The 18,422-nt window shown below is 39.2% G+C and carries 21 protein-coding genes and 1 tRNA gene; 18 read left to right on the forward strand and 4 right to left on the reverse strand.

The features are described 5' to 3' along the window. Window positions 1–56 precede the first annotated feature (56 nt). The 5 genes from EAL04_RS02460 (at window position 57) to EAL04_RS02480 (ending at window position 4,810) form a co-directional block, all read left to right on the forward strand. Window positions 57–1,100 (forward strand): D-alanine--D-alanine ligase, encoded by a 1,044-nt coding sequence (locus EAL04_RS02460; RefSeq protein ID WP_120973052.1) that lies wholly within the window; start codon window positions 57–59, stop codon window positions 1,098–1,100. Beyond that, window positions 1,101–1,826: a lipase EstV gene (gene estV / locus EAL04_RS02465; protein WP_120973054.1), complete on the forward strand. Its 726-nt coding sequence runs from the start codon at window positions 1,101–1,103 to the stop codon at window positions 1,824–1,826. It begins immediately after the preceding gene. Next, window positions 1,813–3,294 carry a Mur ligase family protein gene (locus EAL04_RS02470; protein WP_120973056.1) on the forward strand — a complete coding sequence of 494 codons (1,482 nt, stop codon included), beginning with the start codon at window positions 1,813–1,815 and terminating at the stop codon, window positions 3,292–3,294. Before estV ends, EAL04_RS02470 begins: the two co-directional genes overlap by 14 nt. A gap of 9 nt (window positions 3,295–3,303) precedes the next feature. After that, window positions 3,304–3,789: an HIT family protein gene (locus EAL04_RS02475; RefSeq protein WP_120973058.1), complete on the forward strand. Its 486-nt coding sequence runs from the start codon at window positions 3,304–3,306 to the stop codon at window positions 3,787–3,789. Window positions 3,790–3,853: 64 nt separating this feature from the next. Next, on the forward strand, window positions 3,854–4,810 hold the full coding sequence (locus EAL04_RS02480; protein ID WP_120973060.1) for a ribose-phosphate pyrophosphokinase: 957 nt from the start codon (window positions 3,854–3,856) through the stop codon (window positions 4,808–4,810). A gap of 16 nt (window positions 4,811–4,826) precedes the next feature. On the opposite strand, the gene EAL04_RS02485 is transcribed toward EAL04_RS02480, so the two are convergent. The 4 genes from EAL04_RS02485 to EAL04_RS08070 form a co-directional block, all read right to left on the reverse strand. After that, window positions 4,827–4,903: transfer RNA gene (locus EAL04_RS02485), tRNA-Ile, on the reverse strand. Then, window positions 4,865–6,010, reverse strand: a complete 1,146-nt coding sequence (locus EAL04_RS02490) for an FtsW/RodA/SpoVE family cell cycle protein (protein ID WP_120973206.1) — start codon at window positions 6,008–6,010, stop codon at window positions 4,865–4,867. Before EAL04_RS02490 ends, EAL04_RS02485 begins: the two co-directional genes overlap by 39 nt. A gap of 150 nt (window positions 6,011–6,160) precedes the next feature. Next, entirely contained in the window at window positions 6,161–6,616 is a 456-nt protein-coding gene (locus EAL04_RS08065) for a hypothetical protein (RefSeq protein WP_240454655.1), read from the reverse strand. Window positions 6,617–6,789: 173 nt separating this feature from the next. Beyond that, on the reverse strand, window positions 6,790–7,242 hold the full coding sequence (locus EAL04_RS08070; RefSeq protein ID WP_240454662.1) for a GTPase: 453 nt from the start codon (window positions 7,240–7,242) through the stop codon (window positions 6,790–6,792). A gap of 136 nt (window positions 7,243–7,378) precedes the next feature. Between EAL04_RS08070 and EAL04_RS02500 the strand changes: the two genes are divergently transcribed. From EAL04_RS02500 to EAL04_RS02560, 13 genes are all read left to right on the forward strand, one after another. Then, on the forward strand, window positions 7,379–8,362 hold the full coding sequence (locus tag EAL04_RS02500) for an RluA family pseudouridine synthase (RefSeq protein WP_120973062.1): 984 nt from the start codon (window positions 7,379–7,381) through the stop codon (window positions 8,360–8,362). Further along, window positions 8,325–9,572, forward strand: coding sequence for a fibronectin type III domain-containing protein (locus EAL04_RS02505; protein ID WP_162982468.1), 1,248 nt, complete (start codon window positions 8,325–8,327; stop codon window positions 9,570–9,572). The genes EAL04_RS02500 and EAL04_RS02505 overlap by 38 nt, the downstream gene beginning before the upstream one ends. A 10-nt stretch (window positions 9,573–9,582) precedes the next feature. Continuing rightward, complete coding sequence (gene trmB / locus EAL04_RS02510; RefSeq protein ID WP_120973066.1) at window positions 9,583–10,785, forward strand: tRNA (guanosine(46)-N7)-methyltransferase TrmB; 1,203 nt, start codon at window positions 9,583–9,585, stop codon at window positions 10,783–10,785. Next, window positions 10,760–11,431, forward strand: coding sequence for an ABC transporter ATP-binding protein (locus EAL04_RS02515; protein ID WP_000111070.1), 672 nt, complete (start codon window positions 10,760–10,762; stop codon window positions 11,429–11,431). The genes trmB and EAL04_RS02515 overlap by 26 nt, the downstream gene beginning before the upstream one ends. Further along, window positions 11,418–12,224 carry an FtsX-like permease family protein gene (locus EAL04_RS02520; RefSeq protein ID WP_120973068.1) on the forward strand — a complete coding sequence of 269 codons (807 nt, stop codon included), beginning with the start codon at window positions 11,418–11,420 and terminating at the stop codon, window positions 12,222–12,224. Before EAL04_RS02515 ends, EAL04_RS02520 begins: the two co-directional genes overlap by 14 nt. Beyond that, the gene (locus EAL04_RS02525) at window positions 12,217–13,419 is read left to right on the forward strand and encodes a murein hydrolase activator EnvC family protein (protein ID WP_120973070.1); all 1,203 of its coding nucleotides are present in this window, start codon (window positions 12,217–12,219) and stop codon (window positions 13,417–13,419) included. Before EAL04_RS02520 ends, EAL04_RS02525 begins: the two co-directional genes overlap by 8 nt. A gap of 92 nt (window positions 13,420–13,511) precedes the next feature. Beyond that, on the forward strand, window positions 13,512–13,871 hold the full coding sequence (locus tag EAL04_RS02530; RefSeq protein WP_001918249.1) for a FlaG family protein: 360 nt from the start codon (window positions 13,512–13,514) through the stop codon (window positions 13,869–13,871). 16 nt (window positions 13,872–13,887) lie between these two features. Continuing rightward, window positions 13,888–15,945 carry a flagellar filament capping protein FliD gene (gene fliD, locus EAL04_RS02535; protein ID WP_162982464.1) on the forward strand — a complete coding sequence of 686 codons (2,058 nt, stop codon included), beginning with the start codon at window positions 13,888–13,890 and terminating at the stop codon, window positions 15,943–15,945. Between the two features lie 45 nt (window positions 15,946–15,990). Then, window positions 15,991–16,371 (forward strand): flagellar export chaperone FliS, encoded by a 381-nt coding sequence (fliS, locus tag EAL04_RS02540; RefSeq protein WP_001199081.1) that lies wholly within the window; start codon window positions 15,991–15,993, stop codon window positions 16,369–16,371. Continuing rightward, on the forward strand, window positions 16,358–16,597 hold the full coding sequence (locus tag EAL04_RS02545) for a hypothetical protein (RefSeq protein WP_120973072.1): 240 nt from the start codon (window positions 16,358–16,360) through the stop codon (window positions 16,595–16,597). Before fliS ends, EAL04_RS02545 begins: the two co-directional genes overlap by 14 nt. 52 nt (window positions 16,598–16,649) lie before the next feature. Next, window positions 16,650–17,309: a tRNA threonylcarbamoyladenosine dehydratase gene (locus EAL04_RS02550; protein WP_162981431.1), complete on the forward strand. Its 660-nt coding sequence runs from the start codon at window positions 16,650–16,652 to the stop codon at window positions 17,307–17,309. Window positions 17,310–17,334: 25 nt separating this feature from the next. Further along, window positions 17,335–17,481 carry a hypothetical protein gene (locus EAL04_RS02555; RefSeq protein WP_000656207.1) on the forward strand — a complete coding sequence of 49 codons (147 nt, stop codon included), beginning with the start codon at window positions 17,335–17,337 and terminating at the stop codon, window positions 17,479–17,481. Between the two features lie 3 nt (window positions 17,482–17,484). After that, the gene (locus EAL04_RS02560) at window positions 17,485–18,363 is read left to right on the forward strand and encodes a carbon-nitrogen hydrolase (RefSeq protein WP_000638536.1); all 879 of its coding nucleotides are present in this window, start codon (window positions 17,485–17,487) and stop codon (window positions 18,361–18,363) included. Window positions 18,364–18,422: the final 59 nt, after the last annotated feature.

The following is an 18,422-nucleotide window of genomic DNA, read 5'->3' on the forward strand; positions in this document are numbered from 1 at the left end:
CTTTTTTTAGGTAAAATAGATAGACTTTATTGCAATCGTTTTCAGGGAGTTTGATCGTGGAGTTTTGCGTTTTATTTGGTGGGGCGAGTTTTGAGCATGAAATCAGCATTGTGAGCGCGATCGCGCTTAAAGGAGTGTTAAAAGATAGGATTAAATATTTTATTTTTTTAGATGAAAACCATCATTTTTACTTGATTGAAGAATCCAACATGCATTCAAAATACTTCGCTCAAATCAAAGAAAAAAAATTACCTCCCCTAATCCTCACGCAAAAGGGCTTGCTTAAGAACTCGTTTTTAGGCGCTAAGATAATAGAATTGCCACTAGTAATCAATCTTGTGCATGGGGGAGATGGCGAAGACGGGAAATTAGCGAGCTTGTTAGAATTTTATCGTATCGCTTTCATAGGCCCTAGGATTGAAGCGAGCGTGCTGAGTTATAACAAATATTTAACCAAGCTTTATGCTAAAGATTTAGGGGTGAAGACTTTAGATTATGTTCTTTTGAATGAAAAAAACCGCGCTAACGCCTTGGATTTGATTGGGTTTAATTTCCCTTTCATCATCAAGCCCAGTAACGCCGGGAGCTCTTTAGGGGTGAATGTTGTGAAAGAAAAAAAAGAATTGATTTACGCTTTAGACGGCGCGTTTGAATATTCTAAAGAAGTCTTAATAGAGCCTTTCATTCAGGGCGTGAAAGAATACAATTTAGCCGGTTGCAAGATCAAAAAGGATTTTTATTTTTCCTATGTGGAAGAGCCTAACAAACAGGAATTTTTAGATTTCAAACAAAAATATTTGGATTTTTCACGCACTAAAGCCCCTAAAGCGAATCTTTCTAACGCCCTAGAAGAACAATTAAAAGAAAATTTTAAAAAACTCTATAACGATTTGTTTGATGGCGCGATCATCCGATGCGATTTTTTTGTCATAGAAAATGAAGTGTATCTTAATGAGATCAACCCCATTCCTGGCAGTTTGGCGAATTATTTGTTTGATGATTTTAATACAACACTAGAAAATTTAGCGCAATCGTTACCCAAAACCCCTAAAATCCAAGTTAAAAACTCTTATTTGTTGCAAATCCAAAAGAATAAATGAATGGCCAAACGCAGTATCGCTTATTTGGATAGCGTTTTTGACATTTCCTACACTTTTATAGATAACCATAGCCCCTTAAACGCCTTGTTTTTGCATGGCTGGGGGAGTTCTAAAGAAATCATGCAACAAGCGTTTCAAAGCTGTTTTTTAAATTATAACCATTTGTATGTGGATTTGCCCGGCTTCAATCAAAGCCCTAACGATGAAAAAGTCTTAGAAACTAAAGATTATGCTAATATCATCAATTTATTCTTAAAAAGCGTGGGTAAAAAAGCGCATGTCGTTTTTGGGCATAGCTTTGGAGGGAAAGTAGCGATCTTGTGTGAAAACGAACGGATGGTTTTATTGAGCAGTGCGGGGATCTTAGAACCAAAACCCTTAAAAGTGCGTTGTAAAATCCTTTTAGCTAAAATCTTTAAAAAATTAGGCTTGAATTTAGGGTTTTTGAGGAGTAAGGACGCTATGGGGCTTAATCAAGTGATGTATGAAACCTTTAAAAAAGTGGTTAGCGAAGACTTTAGCGATCATTTCAAACGATGCGAGAAGGAAGTTTTATTATTTTGGGGTAAAGATGATAAAGCAACCCCCTTAAGCTCCGCTCAAAAAATGCAAACCTTATTGAAAAAGAGCGAATTATTCGTTTTAGAAGGGGATCATTTCTTTTTTTTAAACCAAGCAAAAGAGATTGAAAAACTAGTGGAGAATCATTATCATGCAAAGTCTTAGTTGGCTGAATTTAGCGTTTCGTTGGCTCTTTATAATAGGGCTTGGCTATTATATAATGACTTTATTGCAATGGTATCATTACAGCGTGTTTAGGATCTTAACCAAGCACCACAAAATGCGTTGGCATGGGATTTATTTTTTATTGCCTTTAGGGGTGTTTATCCTATCGTATGCTTTCAAAATGCCGTTTGTTTTTGATTTCTTTTGCGGCGTGATTCAAATGCCCATACTCATTATCTGGGCCAAACGCAACGACAAGCCTTTAGTTTTCACGCCAAGGGTAAAGCGCTTTTTTATCTTCTTGTTACTCTTTTTAATCTTGCATGAAATCTTAAACACAGAATTAGTCCCTTTGAATGGGATTTCACTCGCGCTTGGCTATTGGTGTTTATTTATATTCGTTTTAAGCGCTTCTTTAATCTTTGAAAAAGTCCTATCCAAGCAGTATTTGCAAACCGCTAAAGACAAAATCGCCTCTTTAAAACATTTAAAAGTCATCGCCATTACCGGAAGCTTTGGGAAAACTAGCACCAAAAATTTCTTGCTTCAAATCTTACAAACCACATTCAACGCGCATGCAAGCCCCAAAAGCGTCAATACCCTTTTAGGGCTTGCGAACGATATTAACCAGAATTTAGACGATAGGAGTGAAATCTATATTGCTGAAGCCGGGGCAAGGAACAAGGGCGATATTAAAGAAATCACCCGCCTTATTGAACCGCACCTTGCCGTGATCGCAGAAGTGGGCGAACAGCATTTAGAATATTTTAAAACTTTAGAAAATATTTGCGAGACTAAAGCGGAATTATTGGATTCCAAGCGCTTAGAAAAAGCCTTTTGTTACTCTGTGGAAAAAATCAAACCCTATGCCCCTAAAGATAGCCCTTTAATAGATGTTTCTAGCCTGGTTAAAAACATCCAATCCACTTTAAAAGGCACTTCTTTTGAAATGCTTTTAGATAGCGTTTGGGAAAGATTTGAAACAAAGGTTCTAGGGGAGTTTAGCGCTTATAATATCGCTTCAGCCATTTTAATCGCTAAGCATTTAGGATTAGAGACAGAAAGGATCAAACGGCTTGTTTTAGAACTCAACCCTATTGCCCATCGTTTGCAACTGTTGGAAGTGAATCAAAAAATCATCATAGACGATAGCTTTAACGGGAATTTAAAGGGCATGTTAGAGGGCATTCGTTTAGCGAGCTTGCATGAGGGGCGTAAGGTCATTGTAACACCGGGATTAGTGGAAAGCAATACAGAAAGTAATGAGGTTTTAGCGCAAAAAATAGACGGGGTTTTTGATGTCGCTATCATCACAGGGGAGTTGAATTCCAAAACGATTGCTTCCAAATTAAAAACCCCCAAAAAAATCTTACTCAAGGATAAGGCGCAATTGGAAAATATCTTACAAGCCACCACGATTCAAGGCGATTTGATTTTATTCGCTAATGACGCCCCTAATTACATTTAGGAAATGAACATGCAACATTTATACGCTCCTTGGCGCGAAAGTTATTTGAAAGAGAAAAATAAGAGTTGTGTCTTTTGTGAAATTTCTCAAAACCCTACAAAAGATCCAGAAAACAGAGTGCTTTATAGAAATAGCGATCTCTTTGTGGTGATGAACGCCTACCCTTATAACCCGGGGCATTTGTTGATCGTTCCTCATGCGCATCAAGCGAGCGTTGAACTTTTAGATCTTAACATTTGGCTGAACATGAATGCTTTAGCACCTAAAGTGTTAAAAGCGTTGTATACTTATGGCGCTCAAGGGATTAATTTAGGTTTGAATTTGCACAGAAACGCCGGAGCAGGAATCCCTGAGCATTTGCACATGCATTTAGTGCCTAGGTTTTTAGGCGATAGCAATTTTATGAGCGTTATCGCTCAAACCAGGGTGTGCGGGATGGATCTTAATGAAACCTATCTTGCGTTAAAAAACTTATTAGAAAAGGAGCTTCATTGAAAACAAACGCTTTTAATTTGGGTGTGTTACAATTATTTTTAATTCATTTTAGGGAGTGTCAGCGATGAAGGCTCGTGGTTTTAAGACAAAGATGCGTGGTTTTAAGATTTTTTCAGGGAGCGCTCACCCTGCATTTGGCAAAGAAGTGTCAAGGCATTTAGGCGTTCCCTTATCCAAAGCGGTGATCGGGAAATTCAGCGATGGCGAAATCAATATCCAAATCAGCGAATCGGTGCGCGGTAAGGATATTTTTATCATCCAGCCCACTTGCGTGCCTGTCAATGACAATTTAATGGAATTGTTAGTCATGGTAGATGCTTTAAGGCGCAGTTCGGCCAATTCTATCACAGCGGTGTTGCCGTATTTTGGCTATGCTAGACAGGACAGAAAAGCGGCTCCAAGAGTGCCTATTACGGCTAAAATGGTCGCTAATTTAATGGAAGAAGTGGGGATTGAAAGGATCATTACGATGGATTTGCATGCCGGGCAAATCCAAGGCTTTTTTGATGTGCCGGTGGATAATTTATACGGATCTATCGTTTTTAGAGACTATATCCGCTCTAAAGCGTTAAAAAACCCTGTGATCGCTAGCCCTGATGTGGGTGGGGTTACAAGAGCCAGGTATTTCGCTAATCAAATGGGGTTGGATTTGATCATCGTGGATAAGCGCCGTGAAAAAGCTAATGAAAGCGAAGTGATGAATATTATCGGCTCAGCCAAGGAGTGCGATGTGATTTTAGTGGATGATATGATTGATACCGCAGGCACGATCTGTAAGGCCGCTTTGGCTTTAAAAGAACAAGGGGCAACTTCTGTCATGGCGTTAGGCACGCATGCGGTTTTGAGCGGGAATGCGATCAAGCGCATTAAAGAAAGCGCGTTAGATGAAGTGGTGGTAACTAACTCTATCCCTTTAGTTCAAAAATGCGATAAAATCACCACTTTAAGCGTAGCACCCTTATTTGCAGAAGTGATCAGAAGGATTTATCATAACGAAAGCGTCCAATCGCTTTTCACTTAAAAAAGAAAAGCGGGAGTGGTGGATTCTGTAGGACTTGAACCTACGACCAATCGGTTATGAGCCGAGCGCTCTGACCAGCTGAGCTAAGAATCCAAAATTCCCAAAAGATGGTTTGCTATTGTATCCAAAAATATAGCGAAAAGCAAGCAGGTTTTCTAGGATTGCAAACAGGATCATAAAAGTGATAAAACTGCTCCCCCCATAGCTGAATAAGGGTAAGGGAATCCCCACCACAGGGGCTAACCCTAAAGTCATGGCGATATTCACGCTGGAATAAACAAAGATTAAAATAGAAATCCCAAGGGCTACAATCTTTAAAAACCAATCGCTGTTGCTCTCAAACAGATAAAAAAATAAATGCAAACTCAAGCCTATATAAATCGCAAAAAGCAACATAGCCCCTAAAAACCCGAAACGCTCCACGAAGTAGGCGAAGATAAAATCGCTCGTTGCGATAGGCAAGAATTTGAATTTGGTTTGGGTGCAGGCTTCTTTAGATTTGCCTAAAAACCCGCCCGATCCTATGGCGATAATGGATTGCATGACATGGTAATTAGGCTTTTCAGAAAGGAAGTCTGCGATGCGCTTTTTTTGGTAATCGTGCAAAAAATGATAAGCGATAGGCGAAGCCACTATTAAAGCGATTAAAAGAGAGAGCCACACCCTAGTCCTTAAGCCCACGATCAATAAAATCCCAAAACCCATGATCAGCACAATAAGGGCTGTGCCTAAATCAGGCTGTTTCAAAATCAATGCCGCCGGTAAGCAAATGTAAAAACTAAGCTTTAAAAACATGCCCCAATCATAGCCCTTAAAAGGAGGCGGGTTGATTTTAATCAAATGCGCCAACAATAAAAGGATAGCGATTTTCACAGGTTCGCTGGGCTGTAAAGTGATAGAAGTGAAAGGAATGACTAGCCATCGCTGCGCCCCAAGCTTGCTAGACCCCATAAAATCCACTAACGCTAATAAAATCACGCATGCCCAATAAAACACAAAAAGCCACCGATCGAGCTTCCTGAAAGGGATAAAAAACACGATCCAAAAGAGAAGAAACCCTATCGCATAATAAACCCCTTGCTTCAAGCTCAAAACCGCGCTGCTCTCAAAAATCAATACAAAAGAAACCACCAACAAGGGGATGATAAACACAAAAGGCAAAAGATCAAAATGCATCCAAATCCTTTTGTCTGATGCCATGCGTTTTTCATAACCCCTAATCTTATTGTGTTAATTTTTTGATTGTATCCAAGTTGAGATAATTCTCCTTAAAGAGAGAAGTGATCATGCCAACTTCACCAGGCAAATTGACTTCACCCGTCTCATCATTAAAGCACTTTTCTAGCACTTTTAAATACGCAAACCCAATACCTTCTGTGATAACAGCAGCGGTTGCGCCCCTGCAACACTCCCCACAACAGGAATGAATTTAAGGAAACCATTAACGAGCGTTCTCCCCACTTGCGCGACAGCGGTTACGCTTAACAATCCTGCGACCAAACTCGCACCCACAGATTTATCCAAATCCATTCCAAAAGCGTCATTCATTTTATAGATCATCCCCGCTTGAATGGGCGCGATAGCGAACGCATCGCTAAAGGGTATGGGGATAAGCCCAGCCGTTCCTGCAGCTCCTGATGCAACATGAATAATTTTTTTACTTTTAGCTATCATAGCTTGTTTTCTTTTTTGGATATTAGCTTTTTGAATACTCAAGAAATGCCTTTTCTTATTTTTGATAGCGTCTGAAAGGCATTTTTTCGTTTCATCTACCAATTCTTCTAAACCTTCAACAGGAACTTTCAACCCCCTAAATGAAAAGGCAACGGAATTGACTCTCACATAAGCTTTGACAAAACCTTTAAACCCCCATTCTTCGTCTATGATCTCTTTAGTTTCTTGGACAAACGCATCGCCGGCTTCGGCTTGAGTGTGTGTGAAAACGACAATCGTTGGGATATTCCAATCTTTAGCGAAGCTTAATAGCTCTCTCTCTCTTGAACCCTACTAGAAGTTTCTTTAACGCACAAATACGCCACATCAATGGCTTCTTTTTTGCTAAGCGTTTTAAAAGAATCTTCCATTTCTTTTTTAATGCTTTGCATGGTGTCGTGGTAATCTTTATCTTCAATGCCTTTAGTGTCCCACAAAATCAAGCCCTTTTGTTCATCAATGTATTTTTCAAGATGCTGAGTGATTGGCTTTCCTACGCCTGCTTTAGCGATTTCTTTACCAAAGAGAGCGTTAATGAGCGAGCTTTTACCCACCCCAGTACCCCCCATGAGCAAAACATTCATCTTTGGTTTTTCCTTTTTGATGTGTTCAAGCATCTTGCTCATGTTCAATCCTCCCTCTTTCCCATCAAGCGTGAATGAGTCGCCTAAAAAGCCACGCAAAACGCCGTTCAGTTTATCATGCCCGTTATGTTCCATTAGAACCCCTTTTTTTAAAATGATTTGAGCCACAAAATGCTGGTTCACCGATTATAGCGTATTAAAATAATGAAATAGGATTTTTTTAAGGTTTTGAGTAGAATAATGGTTTTTAAAAATGCAAAAAAGAGTTTGAATGCAAAAAGTTTTCATCGCCCCTACCCATTACAAACGCATTGATGAATTTTTAGCCAAAGAATTGCAAATTTCTAAAAACCAAGTATTGAATTTGATTAAAGAAGGGCTAGTGTTTTGTCAAAAAAAGGAGGTCAAAAAAGGGGGGCTAGCTTTAAAAGAGGGCGATGAAATCACGCTTTTAACGCCCAAAATCGCGCCCAAACCCTTAAAAAAAGAGCTTGATTTAGAAATAGAAGTCATTTTTGAAGATGAAGATTTGTTGGTGTTGAACAAGCCCCCTAATCTAGTCGTCCATAAAGCCCCAAGCGTGAAAGAGCCTACTTTAGTGGATTGGTTAAAATCTCAAAATTACGAGCTTTCCAATCTTGGCTCAAAAGAGCGCTACGGGATTGTGCATCGTTTGGATAAGGACACGAGCGGAGGGATTGTCATCGCTAAAAACAATTTTACCCATGTTCATTTGAGCGAGCAACTCAAAACTAAAATGATGGGGCGCTATTATATCGCCTTGCTTTCAATGCCCTTAAAAGAAGAAAAAATGAGCGTGGAATGCTATTTGACAAGAAACCCCAATAACCGCTTAAAAATGATAGCGCTCAAAGCGGCTAAAAAAGAAAAAAGCCGCTATTCTAAAAGCGAATTTACTAGCTTGCTGACTTCTCAAAATGGCATGGATTTGATAGGGGCTAAACTATTCACTGGGCGCACACACCAGATCAGAGCGCATTTAGAATATTTGAACAGACACATCATCGGCGATAATCTTTACGGGCTTAATGAAGTGCTTCCTAAAGAAGAAATAAGAATCATGCTGCATGCCTATTTGATAGAGTTCAAACACCCCAGAAGCGAGCAAAAACTGCGCTTTAAAGTTCCCCTATTAAAGGATATGTTAGAATACCTTAAAAAAGTTTTTGACAAGGAGAATTTAGATGAGGTCTTGGATGAAGAAAAAATACTTCACGCTTTTATTGCAAAGTAGTGTGGTATTAGCGGTTTTTATAGGGTGTTCTTCTACCAGGAATCATACTTTTTCAGCCCTTAATAATCAAGAAAATATAGACACTAAGCTTCCGGTAGTCCATTCCATTAAAACGATTAACGATGTGAGTTCAGTGGGCTTTGAATGGCCTAAAATCGCTGATACTTATGACATTGATGGGTTTATTTTGTATCGTTTGAAAAAAGACTCCAAACTTAAAAGAATCGCCACGATTAAAAACCCTTATGCGACCCACTATTATGATGAGGGGCTAGAAACAGAGAGTTCTTACACTTACCAACTCGCTACTTACAAGGGCGATAAAATCTCTAACCTTTCAGACCCCATTTTAGTAAAAACCTCTTTTATCAATCCCGTAGAAAGCGTGTTCGCAAGCCTTGAATACCCTAAAAGCGTGAAAGTCTTTTGGAGCCCGCACCCAAATCCCAGCGTTTCTAAATACATCATTCAAAGGCAGAATAAAGACGGCAAATTTTTAAATGTAGGGGCTGTAAAAAACCGCTTGTTTGTGGAGTTTTTTGATAAAGATTTAGAAGATGGGCAAAAATACCGCTACCAAGTCGTCGCTGAAAATTTCATGGGGGATAAATCCAGGCCTAGCGTCATAGTGGAGGGGAAAACCAAAGACTTACCCAAAGAAATCACTAATATTAGAGTGAGCCAAAACCTCACACGACACATTGAATTGAGTTGGGATAAATCCCCAGAAGAAGATGTGATAGCTTATCGCATTTACGCTTCCAATAACCGCAACGATAAATACAAATTCATCGCTCAAACCACTAACACTTCCTATGTGGATAAGATAGAAAAAGACAACCTCATGCGCTATTACAAAGTCGTCGCCCTTGATAAAACGCATCTTGAAGGGGCATTACCCAAAGAGCCTGCCATGGGTGAGACCGCTGACAGACCCGAAGCCCCTATCATCACTAAAGGGACTATTCAAGACTCTTCAGCTTTCATCCAATGGGAAAATAACCCAAGCGCTAAAATAGCCACTTATGCGGTGTATCGTTTTGAAGCCAATTCTAAAACCCCTTTGCGCTTTGGGAATATCACCAAAAACCAATTCGTGGATAAGGACATGAAAGTGGGCGTGGCTTACCGCTATCAAGTGGTGAGCGTGGATAAAGATGGTTTAGAGTCGCACCCAAGCAAAGAAGTGCGTTTGTTTTTAGAGCGCTAAAAGGGTTTTAATGCCCCATTTTTTAGCCAAGCTAGACTCCAAGCCTTTAGAATACCCCTTAATAAGGGGGAATTTTTGTTTTCATAAGGAATTTTTAAGCTTAAAACACCCCACTAAAAGCTGTGTGTATGCGAGTTTCAAGGATCGCATTTTTTTATTGCAAAAAATCCGGCGAGCGGGTGATTTTTTGATCAAAAGCGAAAAAGCCACGCCTTTAAAACGAGAGATTTTAAAACAAGCTTTAAGGATTTATTCGCAATCTTTTGAAGTCATTTCGCATAATTTGCAAGAAAATTCTAAACATGCGAGCCAAAAAAAAGCCCTTGATTTAGAGGCTTTTGAAGATTTTATCCAAAACAATCAAGCCCCTATTTTAATAGAAATTGGTTTTGGGAGCGGGAGGCATTTGATAGAATTAGCCAAAAAAAACCCCACTAAAACATGCTTAGGGATAGAGATTCACACCCCCTCTATCGCGCAAGCGTTAAAGCAAATTGAATTGTTGGATCTAAAGAATCTGCATATCTTACAAGGCGATGGCCGTTTGGTTTTAGAAAGCATGCCAAATCACAGGTGCGAGAAAATTTTTGTGCATTTCCCTGTGCCATGGAATGAGAAAAAACACCGCCGGGTGCTAAGCGAAAAGTTTTTAAACGAAGCTTTAAGGGTTTTAAAGCCTAGAGGGTTTTTGGAATTACGAACCGATGATGGCCTTTATTTTGAAGACAGCCTAAAATTAGCCCTAAAAAACTTTCAATGCGAGGTAGAAATCAAAAAAAACGCTCAAATCCCGGTTATCAGCAAGTATGAAGCGCGTTGGAATAAACTCAAAAAAGATATTTATGATTTAAGAATTTATTCTTTAGAATTGGATGAAACCCCTTTTGATAACCATGCATTTGATTTTTCTTTTGATACAATAACAATGAGTAAAAAGAGCGTTGGAACGATTTTAAAAACCCCAAAAATCATCCAAGAGGGGTATTTTGTGCATGTTTGTAATATTTATGAGAATAAGGGGGATTTTTTAGTGGAATTGAGTATGGGGGATTTTGATTGGCCTGTGCGTTTATTTGTTTTATTGGCAGAAAATCAGATTTTTTACCTCAATAAAAGCCCCTTAAAAACCTTAAACAACCACAAAGCGCATCTTTTACTTCAAAATATCCTAAGCCAAAAGGAATTGGATGAGTGTGATCATCGCAGCGAATAATCTATGCTTACAATACCAGCAAAACGAACCGGTCATCAAGCATGCTAATTTGCGCATCAAACGGAAGGATTTTGTGTTCATTTCAGGGCCTAGCGGGAGCGGTAAAAGCACGCTTTTGCGTTCGTTCTATGGGGATTTAAAACTTTTTAGCGGTAAATTAGAAGTTTGTAATATCAACATGAATAACGCTTCAAAATCAACGATTTTAGATTTGCGTAAAAATATTGGCGTGGTTTTCCAAGATTATAAATTGATCCAAGATTACACGATTGAGCAAAACATCAAACTGCCTATGGTGATTTGTGGCGTTAAAAAAGAAGAATGCCACTTGCAGCTAGAAAAACTTTTAGGGCATATTGATTTACGCCATAAGGCTAACCGCTACCCTAAAGAGCTCAGTGGGGGCGAACAACAGCGAGTGGCTATGGCTAGGGCTATGGCGAACTGCCCTGAACTCATTTTAGCCGATGAACCTACGGGGAATTTAGACGATTATTCTAGCGATAAAATCTGGAGTCTGTTAAGGGGCATGAACACGCAATTAAACGCTACGATCGTGGTGGTTACGCACAAATTCCCTAAAAATTTTAGCGCTTATCACCGGAAATTTTACATAGAAGATGGGGAAGTTTATGAATACTCTTAAAAAGCATTTAGCCTTTATCATTCCCCTAGTAGCGTTATTGTTTAGCTTGGAGTGTGTGTTATTTATCAATCAAGCGATCGAACAGAAAGAAAAAAAATTGATTGAAGATTATTCAGTCGTGTTAGCCAGCACGCAAAAATTAAGCTTGGAATTGTTGCGTCAAAATTTTAGCGAAATTATAGCGTTAAAAGAAATTGATCCTAATTATTCTTTAGAACCTCTTCAAAAAACTTTAGGCACAGACGGGCTTAAGGAATTAAAAAAAAATTTACCCTTTTTTTATTCTTTACAACTTTCCACATTCCCCACTCAAGAGCGTTTAGAAAACATTAAAGAAAAATTGCTCAAAATCCCTGGCGTTCAAAAAGTTGAAGTCTTTGCCAAAACTTACATGCAAGTGTATGATCTCTTGAGTTTTATTAAAGCAGCGGTCTATATCTTTGCGTTAGTGGTCTTTGTTTTATCGGTTTTATTGATGTTTAAGCAAGTCCGCATCTGGATCTATCAATACCATGAGAGGTTGGAGATTATGGATTTATTAGGGGCTTCGGTGTCTTTTAAAAACGGGTTTTTGTATAAAATAGCTTTAATGGATTCTCTAATCGCTAGTTTTTTAGCCCCCATGCTCATGCTTTATATCACTTCGCAAAAAGGTTTTGAAAAAACGATGGATACTTTGGGTATTATAGGAGGTGCGTTTGTTTTAAACCATTTTTTATGGGGACTGCTTTTTAGCCTTGTGGTCTCATTTGTTTCTGTTTTACTTGTAGCTTGGAGGACTAGACGTGTATAAATTAGGAATATTTTTATTAGCCACCTTACTATTGGCTAACACGCAAAAAGTGAGCGATATTGCTAAAGATATCCAACACAAAGAAACCCTTTTGAAAAAAACCCATGAAGAAAAAAACCAACTAAACAGCCGTTTGAGTTCTTTGGGCGAAGCGATCCGCTCTAAAGAGCTTCAAAAAGCGGAAATTGAGCGCCAAATGGTTGCCTTAAAAAAGAGTCTTGAAAAAAATCGTAACGAAAGTTTGGCACAAGAAAAAGTCCTAACCAACTACCGCAAGTCTTTAGATTATTTGCAAAAACAACGATCATTTTTACAAAAGAGGGTGTTTGATACGCTTTTAGAGGATTTTCTTTTCTCACAAGCCCTAAAGGGGCAGAATTTAGCCTCTTCTAATGATGTGATTTTACAAGTAGCGTTTGAAAACTTGCACCAAAGCACCCTGTCTAAAATGTCGCAATTGAGCCAAGAAGAAAAAGATCTCAATACGCAAGCTTTAAAAGTCAAAAACAGCATTCAAAAAATCTCCTCTGTCATAGATGAGCAAAAAAATCGTGAAGCAACCTTAAAATCCTTGCAAACCGAACAAAATAAGCTCATTTTGAGCATGCAAAAAGACTATGCGATCTATAACCAACGGCTAACCCTTTTAGAAAAAGAGCGCCAGAATTTAAACGCCCTTTTAAAACGCTTGAATATCATCAAACAAAATAGAGAAAATGAAGAAAAAGTCAGTTTGAAAAAATCTTCTCAAGCCTTAGAAGTCAAACAAGTGGCTAGCTCTTATCAAAACATCAACACCACGAGCTATAACGGGCCAAAAACGATCGCTCCCTTGAATGATTATGAAGTGGTGCAAAAATTTGGTCCCTATATTGATCCGGTTTATAATTTAAAAATTTTTAGCGAGTCTATCACGCTAGTGTCAAAAACCCCGAACGCTTTGGTGCGTAATGTTTTAGACGGGAAAATCGTGTTCGCTAAAGAAATCAACATGCTTAAAAAAGTCGTTATCATTGAGCATAAAAACGGCATCCGCACGATTTATTCTCAATTGGATAAAATCGCCCCCACCATTAAAAGCGGCATGCGGATCCAAAAAGGCTATGTTTTAGGGCGCATTGAGCAGCGCTTGGGCTTTGAAGTAACCATGAAAGAAAAACACATCAACCCCTTAGAACTCATCGCGCGCAATTAAACAAATCATTTTTATTGCCGATATTGGCTAAAGAGCTTATGCAAACAAAGAAATCATTATACTTGTAGGCATGGAAAAATTTGGAGGTTTTTATGGTCAATGAAGTTCAAGGGATTGGGATTCCCACATCTCACACAAGCGTTCAAACAACCCCCACAAAAGAGATCAGTCGCGCAAACACTATAAACACTGTTGATGAATCTAAGACAACGATAGACCCTGATCAATACAAACCCAAGCTAGAATTATTGAGCGAGCGTCTGAATGAAGAAATGAAACGCATTGGCACGGATATTAATTTTAGTTATAACGATACGATCAAAGGGTTAGTGGTTTCAGTCAAAGACGCTAATGGGGATAAGGTGATAAGAGAAATACCCTCTAAAGAAGCCGTGGAGCTTATGCAAAGAATGCGCGATGTGATAGGCATTATCTTTGATAAGAGAGGCTAAACATTAGAGGTAAAACATGGCAATAGGTTCATTAAGCTCATTAGGGCTTGGCAGTAAGGTTTTGAATTACGATGTGATTGACAAGCTTAAGGACGCTGATGAAAAAGCTTTAATCGCCCCCTTAGACAAGAAAATGGAGCAAAATGTTGAAAAACAAAAAGCCCTTGTAGAAATTAAAACGCTCCTTTCAGCTCTAAAAGGTCCGGTTAAAACGCTTTCAGATTATTCCACTTATATCAGCCGAAAAAGCAATGTTACAGGCGATGCGTTGAGTGCGAGCGTGGGGGCTGGCGTGCCTATTCAAGACATTAAAGTGGATGTGCAAAATTTAGCGCAAGGCGATATTAACGAATTAGGGGCGAAATTTTCTTCAAGAGATGATATTTTTAGCCAAGTGGATACCACGCTCAAATTTTACACGCAAAACAAAGACTACGCCGTTGATATTAAAGCAGGAATGACTTTAGGCGATGTGGCTCAAAGCATCACGGACGCTACCAACGGCGAAGTGATGGGCATTGTGATGAAAACAGGAGGGAATGACCCCTACCAATTAATGGTGAATACCAAAAACACCGGCGAAGACAACCGCATCTATTTTGGCTCACACCTCCAATCCACGCTCACTAACAAAAACGCCCTTTCTTTGGGGGTTGATGGAAGCGGAAAGAGTGAAGTGAGTTTGAATTTAAAGGGGGCTGATGGGAACATGCATGAGGTCCCTATCATGCTAGAGCTCCCTGAAAGCGCTTCTATCAAACAAAAAAACACCGCAATCCAAAAAGCGATGGAGCAGGCTTTAGAAAATGACCCTAATTTTAAAGATTTGATCGCTAATGGGGATATTTCCATAGACACTCTTCATGGGGGGGAATCTTTAATCATTAATGACAGGCGTGGGGGAAACATTGAAATTAAAGGGAACAAGGCTAAAGAGCTTGGGTTTTTGCAAACCGCCACCCAAGAAAGCGATTTGTTAAAAAGCTCTCGCACGATAAAAGAGGGTAAATTAGAAGGGGTAATTAGCTTGAATGGTCAAAAACTGGATTTAAAAGCCTTAACCAAAGAGAGCAACACCAGCGAAGAAAACACAGACGCTATCATTCAAGCGATCAATTCCAAAGAAGGCTTGAGTGCGTTTAAAAACGCCGAAGGCAAGCTTGTGATCAATTCTAAAACCGGAATGCTCACCATTAAGGGCGAGGACGCTTTAGGCAAGGCCAGTTTGAAGGATTTGGGTTTGAACGCTGGCATGGTGCAATCTTATGAAGCTTCACAAGACACGCTTTTTATGTCTAAGAATTTACAAAAAGCGAGCGATTCAGAATTCACTTATAATGGGGTGAGCATCACACGCCCCACTAATGAGGTCAATGATGTGATCAGCGGGGTTAATATCACTTTAGAGCAAACCACAGAGCCTAATAAGCCTGCCATTATCAGCGTGAGCAGAGACAATCAAACCATTATAGACAGCCTTAAAGAATTTGTCAAAGCCTATAATGAGCTTATCCCTAAACTAGATGAAGACACGCGCTATGACGCTGACACTAAAATCGCTGGGATTTTTAACGGCGTGGGCGATATTCGCGCGATTCGATCTTCTCTTAACAATGTGTTTTCTTATAGCGTACATACGGATAATGGGGTAGAAAGCTTGATGAAATACGGACTTAGTTTGGACGATAAGGGCGTGATGAGTTTAGATGAGGCTAAATTGAGTAGCGCCTTAAATTCCAATCCTAAAGCGACTCAAGATTTTTTCTATGGGAGCGATAGCAAGGATATGGGGGGCAGAGAAATCCACCAAGAGGGCATTTTTTCTAAATTCAATCAAGTCATCGCCAATCTCATAGACGGAGGGAACGCTAAATTAAAGATTTATGAAGATTCCCTAGACAGAGACGCTAAAAGCCTGACCAAAGACAAAGAAAACGCTCAAGAGCTTTTAAAAACCCGCTACAACATCATGGCGGAGCGCTTTGCGGCTTATGATAGTCAAATCTCTAAAGCCAATCAAAAATTCAATTCCGTGCAAATGATGATCGATCAAGCAGCGGCTAAAAAGAATTAAAAAAAACAGAGAGTCATCAATTTTAAAGGATAAAGGATTAAACCCATGCAATACGCTAACGCTTATCAAGCCTACCAGCATAACCGAGTGAGTGTGGAATCCCCGGCAAAACTCATTGAAATGCTTTATGAAGGGATTTTAAGATTTTCTTCGCAAGCCAAACGCTGTATTGAGAATGAAGACATTGAAAAAAAGATTTATTATATTAATAGGGTTACGGATATTTTCACGGAATTGTTGAATATTTTGGACTATGAAAAAGGGGGGGAAGTCGCCGTGTATCTTACAGGCTTATACACCCATCAAATCAAAGTTTTAACGCAAGCCAATGTGGAAAATGATGCGAGTAAGATTGATTTGGTGTTGAATGTGGCTAGAGGGTTGTTAGAAGCTTGGAGGGAAATCCATTCAGATGAACTCGCCTGATGTGTTATTAGATTCCTTTAAAATCGCTCTTGTTAAAAAGGATTCCAAACTCGCCTTTTCATTGATAGAGCGCCTTTCTTTAGAGCAAATAAAAAGCTTGGATTTAGATGCGCTTTTAAGCCTTAAGGAAATGATAGCCCAAAGCATTGAACTATTAGAAAAAGAAAAAGAAGAACTGCAATTACAAATGCATAAGGCTAAGAAGATTCAAAAATTTTTGTCTTAGATTTTTTAAACTACGATACAATAAAAGCACTATTTTTATTGAAGGCTAAAGGTTGTCTGAACCCATAGATAGATTCACGCGCATAAGGTGGTTGTTTAAAAACGATTTTGAAAAAATCCGCCGACAAAGGGTTTTAATCTGTGGCGTGGGGGGCGTTGGGGGCTTTGCGCTAGACGCTTTGTATCGTGTGGGGATAGGGCAAATCACTATCATTGATAAAGATGTGTTTGATGTTACCAATCAAAACCGCCAGATTGGATCAGAAAGGATAGGAGAATCTAAAGTGTTGGTGTTGCAAGATCTCTATAAGGGCATTCAAGCTTTGAATTTGCATGTAGATGAAGCGTTTTTAAATTCATTTAATTTTAGAGATTATGATTACATTTTAGATTGCATGGACGATTTGCCCATTAAAACAAGCTTAGCGATAAAGTGTCAAAATTTCGCTTATGGGAAGTTTATCAGCTCTATGGGGAGTGCGAAACGCTTGAACCCTAAACACATCCAAGTGGGGAGCGTGTGGGAAAGCTATGGCGATAAATTCGGGCGTAAATTTAGGGATTTTTTAAAAAAGCGCCGTTTTAAGGGGGATTTTAAAGTGGTTTTTAGCCCTGAAGTCCCGCATTGCATAGAGCTTGGGAGTTTTAATGCGGTTACGGCGAGTTTTGGTTTGCAAATAGCGAGTGAAGTCGTGCAAGACATTATCAAATAAAATATTACTAATGAAAGGAAGTGGAATGAAAGATTACGAAGACGAATTGGAAGATTTTGAAGAAGAAGAATTAGAGGGCTTTGAAGAAGAAGATGAAGAGTATAATGATTATAAGAATGTCTATGATGATGACGATTATGAAGACTATAACTCTGATTATGAAGAAGAGTGAAAAATGATTTATGCAGGCGTTCTCCAGCATGCTTATTGCGGCTCTAGAAAAAAGACTATAGAGCATACAGCCAACCTGCTTGAACAAGCGCTAAAAAAACACCCTAAAACCAATTTAGTGGTGTTGCAAGAATTGAACCCTTATAGTTATTTTTGCCAGAGCGAAAACCCTAAATTTTTTGATTTAGGCGAGTATTTTGAAGAAGATAAGGCTTTTTTTAGCGCTTTAGCTCAAAAATTTCAAGTGGTGCTTATCGCTTCTTTATTTGAAAAGCGCGCTAAAGGGTTGTATCACAACAGCGCGGTTGTGTTTGAAAAAGATGGCTCAATCGCTGGAGTGTATCGCAAAATGCACATTCCTGATGATCCGGGGTTTTATGAGAAATTTTATTTCACGCCGGGGGATTTGGGCTTTGAGCCTATTGTTACAAGCGTGGGGAAATTAGGGCTTATGGTGTGCTGGGATCAGTGGTATCCTGAAGCAGCAAGGATCATGGCTTTAAAAGGGGCAGAAATTTTAATCTATCCTAGCGCAATAGGGTTTTTAGAAGAAGATTCTAACGAAGAAAAAAAGCGCCAGCAAAACGCATGGGAGACCATCCAAAGAGGGCATGCGATCGCTAATGGCTTGCCTTTGATTGCGACTAACAGAGTGGGCGTAGAATTAGATCCTAGTGGGGCGATTAAGGGGGGTATCACTTTTTTTGGCTCTAGTTTTGTGGTGGGGGCTTTAGGCGAATTTTTGGCTAAAGCGAGCGATAAAGAAGAAATTTTGTATGCAGAAATTGATTTAGAACGCACCGAAGAAGTGCGCCGAATGTGGCCGTTTTTAAGAGACAGACGCATTGATTTTTATAACGATTTGTTGAAACGCTATATTTAATCAGTCAATCAATTTAAAATTTAAGGTTAGAAAGGATTAAACATGGTAGGTGTAATTTT

Source organism: Helicobacter pylori, assembly GCF_003638305.1.
Classification (GTDB): Bacteria; Campylobacterota; Campylobacteria; order Campylobacterales; family Helicobacteraceae; genus Helicobacter; species Helicobacter pylori_DJ.